This is a genomic window from Gracilimonas sp., assembly GCF_035704785.1.
Taxonomy (GTDB): Bacteria; Bacteroidota; Rhodothermia; order Balneolales; family Balneolaceae; genus Gracilimonas.
On sequence record NZ_DASSWP010000242.1, the window covers coordinates 1 to 12,182 of the forward strand.

The 12,182-nt window shown below is 41.2% G+C and carries 9 protein-coding genes and 1 tRNA gene; 6 read left to right on the forward strand and 4 right to left on the reverse strand.

From position 1 onward, the window contains the following. The 3 genes from VFM80_RS13425 to VFM80_RS13435 all read left to right on the forward strand — a co-directional run. On the forward strand, positions 1-244 hold a 244-nt coding region (locus tag VFM80_RS13425; protein WP_395072515.1), incomplete at its 5' end, for a hypothetical protein. Positions 245-352: 108 nt separating this feature from the next. Further along, positions 353-1,996, forward strand: coding sequence for a glycoside hydrolase family 9 protein (locus VFM80_RS13430; protein ID WP_395072531.1), 1,644 nt, complete (start codon positions 353-355; stop codon positions 1,994-1,996). Continuing rightward, on the forward strand, positions 1,993-3,225 hold the full coding sequence (locus tag VFM80_RS13435) for a glycosyltransferase family 2 protein (RefSeq protein ID WP_395072517.1): 1,233 nt from the start codon (positions 1,993-1,995) through the stop codon (positions 3,223-3,225). The genes VFM80_RS13430 and VFM80_RS13435 overlap by 4 nt, the downstream gene beginning before the upstream one ends. A gap of 63 nt (positions 3,226-3,288) precedes the next feature. On the opposite strand, the gene VFM80_RS13440 is transcribed toward VFM80_RS13435, so the two are convergent. After that, complete coding sequence (locus VFM80_RS13440) at positions 3,289-4,077, reverse strand: class I SAM-dependent methyltransferase (RefSeq protein WP_395072519.1); 789 nt, start codon at positions 4,075-4,077, stop codon at positions 3,289-3,291. A 146-nt stretch (positions 4,078-4,223) separates the two neighbouring features. Next, positions 4,224-4,748, reverse strand: a complete 525-nt coding sequence (locus tag VFM80_RS13445) for a DUF1643 domain-containing protein (RefSeq protein ID WP_395072521.1) — start codon at positions 4,746-4,748, stop codon at positions 4,224-4,226. Between the two features lie 122 nt (positions 4,749-4,870). Between VFM80_RS13445 and tilS the strand changes: the two genes are divergently transcribed. From tilS to VFM80_RS13460, 3 genes are all read left to right on the forward strand, one after another. Continuing rightward, positions 4,871-6,211, forward strand: coding sequence for a tRNA lysidine(34) synthetase TilS (tilS, locus tag VFM80_RS13450; RefSeq protein ID WP_395072523.1), 1,341 nt, complete (start codon positions 4,871-4,873; stop codon positions 6,209-6,211). A gap of 1 nt (position 6,212) precedes the next feature. Beyond that, entirely contained in the window at positions 6,213-6,776 is a 564-nt protein-coding gene (gene hpt / locus VFM80_RS13455; protein WP_395072525.1) for a hypoxanthine phosphoribosyltransferase, read from the forward strand. Positions 6,777-6,912: 136 nt separating this feature from the next. Continuing rightward, positions 6,913-7,001, forward strand: a tRNA-Ser gene (locus VFM80_RS13460). Between the two features lie 141 nt (positions 7,002-7,142). Here VFM80_RS13460 and VFM80_RS13465 read toward each other — a convergent pair. Then, positions 7,143-9,311, reverse strand: coding sequence for a CHASE2 domain-containing protein (locus VFM80_RS13465; protein ID WP_395072527.1), 2,169 nt, complete (start codon positions 9,309-9,311; stop codon positions 7,143-7,145). Positions 9,312-9,316: 5 nt separating this feature from the next. Further along, positions 9,317-12,076 carry a hypothetical protein gene (locus VFM80_RS13470; protein ID WP_395072529.1) on the reverse strand — a complete coding sequence of 920 codons (2,760 nt, stop codon included), beginning with the start codon at positions 12,074-12,076 and terminating at the stop codon, positions 9,317-9,319. Positions 12,077-12,182: the final 106 nt, after the last annotated feature.

Sequence of the window (12,182 nt, forward strand, 5' to 3'; positions counted from 1 at the left end):
AATAGACTTTTTGATCGGTAAAATATTAGGGATCGATCTTAAAGATCTGAATATAAATACTGTTGTAACAGAAATACCCAATTGGACTGCTGAAAATCATGTACTAATAGTTAAAGAACTCGAGCAACATTTTTCGGTCACAGCCAATGACTCTATACTAATAAAGTTAAATACCCTTAAAAAGATCTACGACTGGGTCCAAAATTCAGTCTCAAAATGTAACCAATTCAAAGTGCGCCCTTAATTGATTTCAAGATTCATTAAATATAACCCCACTTTACTATTTGGCCTCTCCCTGTTTGGAATTGCACTCAATTCCTGTACCGAAGGTCAAATATCAGCACCGCCCATATTGGTAAATAATATTGGGTATGATATGTCAGCCAAAAAAATTGCAATGGTCACTAATATTGATGCAGACAGCTTCAAAGTCATAGACCAAAACACAGGGAGAGCTGCATACGCTTCCGTTATTTCAGGCCTTTCAGTATTTGACCCAAACTCGGGTGACTATGTTCGATCAATAGATTTTACGGACCTGAGAAATCCTGGTGATTATATCATTTCATTAAACGAATCCTCTCGATCTTCTCATGCTTTCAAAATTAATGAGAGCCCTTATGAAGATGCTGCATTAGCCGTATTGAAAAGTTTTTATTTCAGCCGCTGTGGCACAACCGTTATCTCAGAAGAGTGGTCACATGCCGTCTGTCATTTAAAGAAGGCTCAACATTACGAGAAAAACACTTCTAAAACAGATGCAACAGGAGGATGGCACGATGCCGGCGACTACAACAAGTTCAGTGTCACACACAATATAAGCCTGGCCTACCTTTTGCATCAGTACCTTGATAACCCCTTCAAATATTTTGACGGACAATTGAACATTCCCGAAACCGGAAATACCATTCCTGATATTTTGGATGAAGCGCAGTGGGGAATAAACTGGTTGCTGAAAATGCAGCATTCAAATGGAGGTATCCATCATAAGGTTTCCATAAAAGAATGGACCGGGGAACACCTTCCTCAAAACGAGGACGATCCTCAATATCTATTTGAAGTAAGCAGCACAGCAACCGCAGGTTCAGCCGCCGTTTTTGCGTTGGGAGCCAGAGTCTTTGAAAAATTTGACCCTCAATTTGCGGAACAGTTACATCAAGCCGCTATTTCTGCCTGGAAGTTTCTTTTAGATAATCCGGTAACTGTACCCCTTGGGGGTTTTGTTAATCCCCCTGATGTTACTGGAGGTGAGTATGGAGATAATAATGATAAAGACGAACGTCTGTGGGCTTCAGTTGAATTATTCAAACTTACCGGCGATCCCCAATATCTTGAATACTTCCATTCAAATTATAAAGACTTTTGGAATGGCACCCTTTTCGCCCTCACCTGGCAAGATATGCGTAATCTATCCTATTATTCTTATCTCAGTCTTGATGCTGATACACCCGGCATAAACCAAGAAATACATCAAGAGTTATCCGGACTTTTGACCACCTATGCCAACCGTTTGCTGAGTCAGGTTGATGACAATGAGTATAAATACGTACTCAAAAAAGAAGAATTCTATTGGGGATCAAACAGCGTTGCAGCCGGGTACGCTTTTGATCTTATCCAAGCCTATAAGTTCACTAACAACTCAGACTACAAAGAAGCCGCTCTTGATCAGCTTCATTATCTATTGGGCAGAAACCCATTGGGTATCTCATTTGTAACAGGACAAGGCTCAAAAGCAGTACAGAACCCATACCACCAATTCTCGAAATTAAATAGCTACCGAACAGCTAAACCTGTTCCGGGATTGTTGGTGGGAGGTGCTAATTATTACTCACATCTAAATAACAAACCAATTTCAGAATTCACTGCAAAAAACTACGAGGACAGATTCCAAAACTACATGGTAAACGAACCTGCTATTAACTATACAGCTTCGCTTAGCTATGTTTTGGGATATTTTTCTGAATTTGAACAAAATCAATATAAGGGCACACAATGATTATCAATGACATTATCCAGGTTATCTTTTTAAGCATATTCGGAGGCTTCATCCTATATGTTTTTCTACTCAGTGTGCTGGCTCTTTTATCTAAAGCGAGAACAGAATTCATTACTGACCGCCATAGAAAATTTGCGATAGTAATACCCGCCCACAATGAAGAGCTAATGATCTCGCAAACATTGTACAGTTTATTTTCTATGATCTATCCAAAGAACAGATACCAAGTTTTTGTTATTGCAGATAACTGTACTGATGATACTGCCAACATTGCAAAAAAAATCGGTGCAACCGTACTTGAGAGAACACATCAAACAGACCGCGGAAAAGGACATGCCCTGAGATGGGCTTTCGCTCAAATTATAGACCGAAATGAATTTGACGGCATCGTGGTTTTTGATGCAGACAGCTACGTTTCGGGTAATTTTTTGACCGTCATGAATTACTACATACAACAAGGCGCTAAAGTAATTCAAAGCAGTGATCTTGTTCAGCCTCAACCCAACGTTTGGAGCAGTGAGATGACCCGCATTGGATTCACCCTGTATAATCTTGTTCGACCGTTGGGCCGAGACTACTTAAATCTCTCTATGGGATTACGAGGCAATGGGATGTGTTTTAAAACCGAGGTACTAAAAGAAGTGCCATGGGAAGCATATTCACTTACCGAAGACATTGAATATGGTATCCTGCTGCTACTCAAAGGCTACGACATTAAATTTGCTCAGGAAGCAAAAGTTATTGCTAAGATGCCAGAGCAATCGAAAAATGCAGAGTCACAACGAGAGCGCTGGGAGATCGGACGTTATCCTATTATAGCCCGTTACAGCTTCCCGTTGTTGACCTCTTTTTTAAAGACGGGCAAACTTTCATATTTGGATACATTCATCGACCTTGTAATGCCGCCCTTGGTAAATCTGCTTCTTGCTATTGGATTGTTTTTTATGATCAATCTCATGCTAGCGCTGATAGGCTTTGAGCCCTTCTTTTACTATGCCTTAGCCTGGGGGATTGTTTTGGCACTTGTTATTTCGCATTTATTTATTGGATTCAAGGCAGCTAAAGTGGATCGGAATATGTATAAAGCACTTGCACATGTTCCAAAATACGCTTTATGGAAATTAATGCTCTATGCCCGCTCTTTTATCAGGGGTCGTGAAAAAGACTGGATACGCACCTCAAGAGATGGAAATACGGTGTTGGGAGCCACCCCGCAGGATGCCGATTAAGGCATCCTGTCCCCAACACTTTTTTGACATTGGGATTTAAAGAATGATCATATTCTGTGATCTCTATTTCTTAGGTTCTGCAATAAACAGGTTAACTTTATACATAAGATTTGTAGGGCCACCGTTCTGATCATTCACAAGCTCTTCAATATCCTTACATAAATTTTCCCAGAGCTCCCCTTCATGAACAAGATAGCTTTGAGAATGCGCACACCCGATCAAAGATTCCGTATTCATTTGCTGTTCATATGAATACCGTACGCGCTCAACTTTCTTGAAATAAGGAAGGGTCCTGAATTTCCAAAGAAATCGGATGCGCCATTTTTTTAAAAACCCGGACGGGAAACCATCATAGGGAGACACCCTTTTTTCATTCTGGTTTGTAGCTTTTGTGATGATATCAAGATATTTCACTGTAAAAGGATCGGTCTCATCCCAGTAGCTCCATACCAAAGCAAGCCTGCCTTTGGGTTTTAGAATGCGATTAAACTCTTTAAGGCTCTCTCTAAATTGAAACCAGTGAAATGCCTGAAATGATGAAACGATATCTACTGATCCTGTTTCAAGTGTTGTCTTTTCCGCCGGAGCGATCACAAAGCTGATCTTCTGATGTTTATCCGCAGCATCCGCCATAGCTTTATTTGGCTCCACGGCTATCACCTCTGCACCTGCATCTGCAAGCAGCCTTGAAGAAATTCCTGTACCGGCCCCCACATCGGCAACGGTTACAAGTTCATTATTCGGGAAAGGCTCCAGGACACGGATTATCAACTCCTCCGGATAACCGGATCTGTACTTGGCGTAAGACTTTGATTTATCAGTAAACAGTTCTGTATTTATATTTGTACCCATATTTCCCTTATGATTAAAAAACCTATACCAAATAAACCGCTTTTTTCGAGATTTTACCAACAAATCTATAATATTCTAATCATTTACATCTAACGTAATGAACCTGATTTTATCGCTAAAAATGAAGCCCGTTCATCCCAACTCTCTTAAATAATCTCTTTCACATACTCATCCATATCAAATACTTCGGGAGGAGCGGTTTTTCGCAGGTAGAGCGGATGATGCGGATGACCGGCTTTTGAGATTCGCCCGCGTTTAAAATAGGAGCAATCATTTTGTCCAAGCACATCATAAATATCCTGCAGGCAACGAGAAAGATAAGATCGCTTTTCAATGAGAGTTCCCCAGGCGCACCAAATATCGGCCGATAGGCCTTCCGTTAAACGGTTAATCACCTCTACATTTTTTTGATGAATCTCTTTCTGAAAATGTTTGTGCATTTTATCCGGATTGGTAGCACGCTGCGGATAGAGGTTGAACATGAGCCAGCCATCATAGCCATGGTCTCTTGCAAACCGAGCCACCGAAGCCACCGTTGGGTCCAGATCATTCGGCTTGGCTGTACTTGGATTCACCCCAAAACAGATCAAGGGATTTTCGCCATCTTGTCCCAAAGAGTATCGGGTTAGCGGTTCATCGTGATGATAGATCCAGGGTTTATCCGGGAACATAAATTAAATTACATTTAGGAATTAAAATTCGGTTGAAGATAGTTGGTTTTAGGAGAATTTCGAATTTTGAATATTCTCGATTCCCGGTTCGATATTTTGCCATTAAGCCCGTACTTTTTCCCATGGCAAAATCCATTTCAAAATCTTTTAAAAAACATCTTTCAGAATACCTCTCCGATTACTTTGAGCCGGATGTATTTTTCGTTATCGGTGTAAGTGGCGGCCCTGATTCTATGGCTTTGCTCTATCTCTTTCATCAGCTTAATGTTGATGCATTAGTGGTCCATGTAAACTATGGAAAGCGCGGCAAGCAATCTGATCAAGATCAGGAGTTAGTGGAGCAAATGGCTTTTTCCTGGGGTTTTGAGTGCTGTTCGGTTCAGCTGGATCCAAAAGAGGCTAAGGGTAAAAACTTTCAGGACTGGGCAAGGCAGCAACGGTATCAATTTTTCGGGGATCTAAAGAATGATATTAAAGCAGATGCCATTGTAACCGCACACCATCAGGACGATCAGATTGAGACGATCTTGCAGAAGATATTTCGGGGCAGCTCTCCGGCTGCCTGGCAGGGAATGGAAATTTGGGACGGCAAACTGTTTCGGCCGCTTCTGCCTTTCAGTAAAGAACAGATCCTGGATCTTTGTAAAAGCGAAGCCGTGCCTTACCGTATCGACAAGAGTAATGAGACCTCTGATTTTGCCCGAAATTTCATCCGTAATGAATTCAGTAAGAAGATGGATGATCTTTTCCCGGGTTGGAAGAAAAACATATTGGACCTTCCTGAACAAGGTGAGACTTTTGAAGCAAGCATACACATGATCGTAGATCAGGTTGCCGAGAATAACACGATCGAACTGAAGAAGTTTTCCAAACTGCCCGAAGTTTTAAAACCGGCTGTACTTAAAACTTTTTTAGATCAATCAGGTTTAAAGGGAGAATATTCTAAGGGAAAATTAAAGGAATTGGCTGAGATCGAATCTCTGCAAACCGGAAAAAGCCTTCGGATCGGTAATATCCACTTAACCCGGGATCGTGATCATATTCATCTTCACCCTGAAAAAGAAACCGCTGAATTTTTAAAAACCATAGATCGGGATAAGGCTCAAAAGGGGCTAAAACTTAATGGCTCATACATTGAACTTAAATCAGAGCCATATCCTTTGCCTGCTTTAAGGCTGGATGCTTCAAAACTAGACTGGCCGCTTCAGGTTAGGAGCTGGAGTTCCGGTGATGAGCTGAACCCTCTTGGAATGAACGGTACTCAAAAAATCTCCGATCATCTCACAAATCGTAAGATTCCCACCACTTCCCGCGAAAAAACCTTGGTATTGTGCGGTTCAGATGGTACTATTTATGCCATTATTTATCCTTCGTTATCAGCCAACGGTGAACATGGAGCTATCTCTGAAGCAGCTAAATGTGAATCAACAACAAAAACATTTTTGACGATTAATTTTACTTAGCATGAGTTCTAAATTTTATCAACCGGATACCGTAACCTGTAACGGCGAAAAGTTCAAAATCTTTATCACTAAAGAACAAATTGACGAGCGTATGAATCAGCTTGGCAATCAACTTGATAAAGATTTTAAGGATAAAAAACCTATTTTCATCGGTATTCTAAACGGAGCCTTCATTTTTCTTGCTGATATTATGCGTCATGTAAGTATCACCTGTGAAGTGGATTTCATGAAGTTGAGCAGTTATGGGGATGCAAAAGTATCTTCAGGGGAGGTTGTAGAACTCAAACATATTGATGCCAAGATCGAAGGCAGGCATGTTATCCTGGTGGAAGATATTGTTGACACCGGCCTTTCCATGAATTACATGGTAAAGCGGATCAAAGAAAATAATCCGGCTTCAGTTTCAGTTTGCACTTTACTTCATAAGAAGGATGCCACTAAATATGAAGTGCAATTAGATTACGTTGGTTTCGAAATACCGGATGCTTTTGTTTTGGGATATGGATTAGATTATGCCCAGGAAGGACGCAATCTTTCTCAGATCTATGTTATAGATACTGATTGACCTTTGACCTGAAACGATCAAAATTCAGATGTTAAAAGTATTTACAAGCAGGTGAAAAAATCAACTCAGAATAAGGCCTCTTTAAAGTTGCTATTAGTCCTTAAAGGTCGCTATATTTGTTGCCCTTCAAAAAACCGGAGAGGTGGCTGAGTGGCTGAAAGCGCTCCCCTGCTAAGGGAGTATACCTCGAAAGAGGTATCGAGGGTTCGAATCCCTCCCTCTCCGCAATAGAACACCGAACGTTAAACAACGAACACCCAACACCGAATTTGAATTTTTGGTGTTGGGTGTTCCTGGTTTTGGCCTCACTCCAAAACCCTAATGTATTTGTTCTTCCTTAATTGTTGGATGTTCGAAGTTCGATGTTCACTTGCCTTCCATAATGAAAACACCATCCCAGCCTTCAACAGGCGGATCTTTCTTCATTAATTCGCATCGCTCCACAAAAATACCGGAAGGATTTTGCTCATATTTTTCTATCCGCTCTGACTCACGGAAATTTGACAACGCTTTATCCCACTCCATATTAAAGTAATGCTCCAGGCCTTGCTCATATATCCCAATACAATCATATAGTTGTTGATCTGCATCTTCTTTTAGATCAGCGATCTCAAATATTTTGACCGGCTGACTTCGCCCTTTTACTACAATATGGTCCAGTTGCCGATACACACAATCATCTCCAAATTTCTCTGCTTCATTTTTAGTGGCTTCAGTGATCATTGTAAAAACACCATATTGTTTAGCCCCGCTTTCACAGCGAGCTGCTAAATTCACATTATCTCCCATCATGGTATAGTTAAATCGCCGGTTTGAGCCCATATTCCCTGTTACCATATTCCCGGTATTCATTCCGATCCGGTGATGCATATTACTCACTATTTCGGGCCAGCCATCTTTGGCCCACTTCTCTCGCAGTCTCTTCAATTCTTTTTGCATCAGTTGTGAAGAAACACAGGCCTGAAGGGCATGATCTTTTATGTAGACCGGTGAACCGAAAAAAGCTACGATCGCATCACCTATATATTTGTCAAGGGTGCCGCCGCGGTCATTGATAATCTCGGTCATAGAGCTTAAATATTCATTAATCAGCTTCACCAGTTCCTTGGCCTCTAACTGCTCTGAAAAAGTAGAAAAGGAAACGATATCGCTAAAAAAGGCCGTCATAAAAGTTTCCTCACCACCTAATTGCGGCTCTTCTCCTGATTCTATCATTTGATTCACCAGCTCCGGCGATACATAAGATTCAAACATTCCTTTAATTCGGCGCTTTTCTTTTTGTTCTACATAATACTCGTAGCCAACCATGCCTAACTGTGTAATAAAAATTGCAAGTACAGGCCCGGTTATTACCATTAATATATTATGAGACACAAATGCCCAATAGGTAACTCCAAAATACCCCGCAGCCATCATCAACGACACAAAAACACCCAGATTTGCACTTACAAATCGATTGGACATCGTGATCACTAAACAAAACACAAGCATGATAAGCAGGGTGTACCATCCCCTGAATCTCTCTATGTAATTACTATCCAAAACCGTTTGAATGGCATTGGCATGAATCTGATATCCCGGCCGGGCATTATTACCATCATTGGCAAAAGGAGTAGCGTAAAAATCCTTTAATAGCGGCATGGTCGATCCCACAATTACGATCTTATCCTCAAAGGTTCCGAGATTAAGGTGACCAAACTCAGGATCATCAAAAGAATTGACTCCGAATTCCAATCCTGATTCAAAGACCGTCGTGTAACCCGAATCATCTATCACTTCTTCAAAAGAAACTTCGGGGAAGATCCCTTCCGGCCCATAATAGTTGATCAGAAATGAATTAGGGCTATCTTTTAAAATATCAAATGGGCCCAGATCAAAGTATTTACTCTCGTTATCAGGGCCGATGGGATCAACTTCTTCATAAGGAATATCAAAGTACTTCCTGATCGTTTCCAAGCCTAAGCCGTAATAGTTTATCTCATTGTGAACATTCCCAAAAGCATAAGATCGGACAGCTCCATCCAGATCCCGGGGCACATGTACTAGCGCTACCCTGTTAGGATTGTTAGTATTCAATACCGGTATGGGAAATATGGTCGATTTTAATTCTGAAAGCGAACCTTCATTCCGCTGCAGGTCTCCGGCTAATATCACATTTCCATGCTCTTTAATTGCCTCAGCAAACAAGGTATCATTCTTAAAATCGTAGAGATCCGGATTATCAAACACCACATCAAAAGCAATTACCTTTGCTCCAGCTTTGTTCAAATTATGAACCAAATGAGCATACACACTGGTTGGCCAAGGATACTTTTGCGGGATCTCCTCATCGGCTTTTTGGCTGATGGCTACCAAAACAACGGGCGATTCTGAGACATCAAGCGGACCTCTCCATTCGAATAGCTGATCATTGTAATCCAGCTCCAGGATCTGTACGGGGGTGATAAACATCAGTATAAAAGAAGTGATGAACGCGGCTATGGCGATCAGTAAAGCGGGTAGTACTTTTTTTTTGCTACTTTTATTCTTCGCCATTTGTTTTAAAACCTGAATACATATCTAAGCTGAACAATGCGGTCGTTTGCCCGCCCGGAACCACTTACATTGGTTAAGTTTGCGTCAAAAAGCACCGCATGATGTTCATCAATATCAAATTGCGCACCGGCCTGTATTACATAAGTTTGGAATGTGTTCTGGCTCGCCTGACCCGATAATACATAATAATCATCTCTGGGATTTTCATTAAGCTGAGTCGAGTTTGGTTCATCGCGAATCAATATTTCTCGATATAAGGTATTGTTTGAGGTAAAAGCTAACCGTCCGTTCACGGAAAACCTGTTATCCATGAACCTGTAATTACCACCGGCATAAAATCCCAATATGTCGATCTGGTTTTGGCCACTGCCCGATTCAGTATTGTTATATGTAAACCCTAGCTGTGTTTCCAGCGGGAGATCATTGAAGCGAGAAGTCAGACTAAGTGAAAGGGCAGCGCTTCTTACATCACCATAAGCAAAAACTTCATCGGTGGTTTTTATGTTATTAAAACTTAGAGAAGCATTATTTCTGGCATTTAACAAATCAAATTCCTGAGTAACAGATGCATTTAAATTTATCGTTTTATTCAACCTCGGGGTTGGTGTAATTATAGTAACCAAAGAATCTTGTCCGTTTATCGTGCGGGTTTCCTGCCTGATATTTTGCACCGCTGCATTCAATAAATTATCCGGAAGTAAATAATTCTGACGCTCTACTCCATTAGCGCGAGTTCTGAACCTGAAACCTACACTTAAACGAGGCAAGGTGCGATCGACCGGATACCAGCTTGCATTGGTTCTGAATGTTGAAGTTTCGGTAGTGGCATCACGGGTACCGGTAACATTGTCGTTCAAGTTTTCATACCCAAGGGTCAAGTAGATCCTATTGGATAACAAATTCAGCCGATCCGTTAAAGTAAAACCGGCGATATCTTTTCGGATAGTAGAATTAGCTAAAGAACTGAAATTCGGCCCAATCCAACGATATTGCAATCTTACATTGTTATTTGCCTGTCGGAAAGAAAACTCACTGTTATTAGCTAAAACGCTGCTTGGCAAATACAGTCTGCCCACAAGTCTACCACTCTCATTTTCTGAAAACTTAAAGGGAAGGGCATTCATATTTTCATTTACAATGATCAGCCAGGACAATTGCTCCAGGAAATCTGAAGTTCCCTTTTCAATTTCGAAACCAAGATCATCTGCCCTTTCTATGTTTAAAGCTCCGCCGTAGATATTATCATTTACGGCACTCACTACTGTTTCAGACTCGAACCGGAGGCGGTTTTCCAGAAATCCCATTTTAAGATCAGTTCCAAGGATAACATTTCCCTTGGGCTTTATACTTCCCCCACTAACCTCCAGTAAATCAGGATTAGCGATCAAACTATCTCTTTGGGCTTGAGACAGATCATTTTTAAGTGATACACCGGAATTAAGTATATCAAGATAATTGCGGGCGTTAAAGATCGACGAGGTGTCATCCTGTATTTTCAAGGCATGAAAACCCACCTGGAATTTTCTTTCATCCCCGATCCCGATCCTCCCACCGATAATTTTTCGTTTGAATGTACCGCGTCCTCCATCTTCATACGTCAACAAATAATTACTGGGCACCACCGTCCCTGAGCTATTTACTATATCCTGAACTACAAGACTGTCGTATTGATTGGTGATGCTTCGATCTATTTCACCATACATAAATTGCAGGTTTAACTTGTCATCCAAAAATTGAAAAGTGGTATTAAGTCCATTTACACGCCGACCTGAGATGGTAAACTGACTCATATATGGATAGACATGTCCTGCCTCAAGATCCCACCATTCTCCATAGGAAAGTTCCATGCCATACCGGTTTTGAGGCTGTAACCTGGAAGATTCCTGTGAAGTCAAATAACCATGCAATGAATATCTAAGATCACCATATTGCCCTGAAATCCGTGTCCTGCCGGTATAAGCATTATTAATATCTCCGGCAATCACTTGATTTCTGGCTGTTAATTCTGAAGTGATCTGAGGAGTTGTGCTTTCACCAAAACCCGTAAATGAAGCCTGACCGGGGGCAACTACAAAAAATTGCCACTCGGCCACTGCAAAATCTTCATCCTCAGTAGCATACTCGAGTGCCACATTATGTAATCCGGACCTCAGATCTTTAGGGATATACGAGAAATAATAAGCACTGGTGTCTGCTTCGCCCGTTACATCCCGACCGTCCAAATAGAGCTTAAATTCCCCCGGCTGAAGTGTTGAAATATCATAAAACAAAGCAATCGCGATAAATACGTCGTCACTGGTCACCCCGTTTCCGGGCTGTGGAGCTAAAATGGTATATTCAACTCCTCCCAGTTGTGGCTTTTTCTCTTCAATTTGGTCCACGATCTCAACTGTTACGGGGTTTTCTGAAGGTAAACTCGCCGGATAATAAACTGCTTCCCCTGAGATCAATGTAACTTCTAAATAGTACTCCAGCGTACTTGCATTGGAGGCATCGACATTGAATTGTGTGCTAAATACTCCATTTCGGAAGCCTACCTCCATTTGCTTGTAACTGAAATCACCGTCATATCTGTAGAAAAGGCGCGCTTGCTGAATATCAGTTTGAGATATTCCCGGGGCCGTAAATTCTAAAAGATTTGTTTCGCTGCGTTCAATTGCAATAGGAGCCTGATGCTGGATGTTATATTGGCCATATACAAGCTCTCCTGCCGTCAGCAAAAACAACATAAACCCAACCGCTTTGATCTGTACCCTTAATACCATGCGAATTATTCGTTAATGAGAACCCTGCATAATTGTTTTAATTCTGATCTTCTTCAAAGATATCAACTCTTATTTCTCTTATTTGTCCATTTTGGTCTCTGAATTT

Excerpts from the sequence above, each read along its gene's own strand:
- VFM80_RS13440 (WP_395072519.1), bottom strand. The coding sequence starts at position 4,077 with ATGGGTACAAATATAAATACAGAACTGTTTACTGATAAATCAAAGTCT.
- VFM80_RS13465 (WP_395072527.1), bottom strand. The coding sequence starts at position 9,311 with ATGGCGAAGAATAAAAGTAGCAAAAAAAAAGTACTACCCGCTTTACTG.
- VFM80_RS13445 (WP_395072521.1), bottom strand. The coding sequence starts at position 4,748 with ATGTTCCCGGATAAACCCTGGATCTATCATCACGATGAACCGCTAACC.
- VFM80_RS13470 (WP_395072529.1), bottom strand. The coding sequence starts at position 12,076 with ATGGTATTAAGGGTACAGATCAAAGCGGTTGGGTTTATGTTGTTTTTG.
- tilS (WP_395072523.1), top strand. The coding sequence starts at position 4,871 with ATGGCAAAATCCATTTCAAAATCTTTTAAAAAACATCTTTCAGAATAC.
- VFM80_RS13435 (WP_395072517.1), top strand. The coding sequence starts at position 1,993 with ATGATTATCAATGACATTATCCAGGTTATCTTTTTAAGCATATTCGGA.
- hpt (WP_395072525.1), top strand. The coding sequence starts at position 6,213 with ATGAGTTCTAAATTTTATCAACCGGATACCGTAACCTGTAACGGCGAA.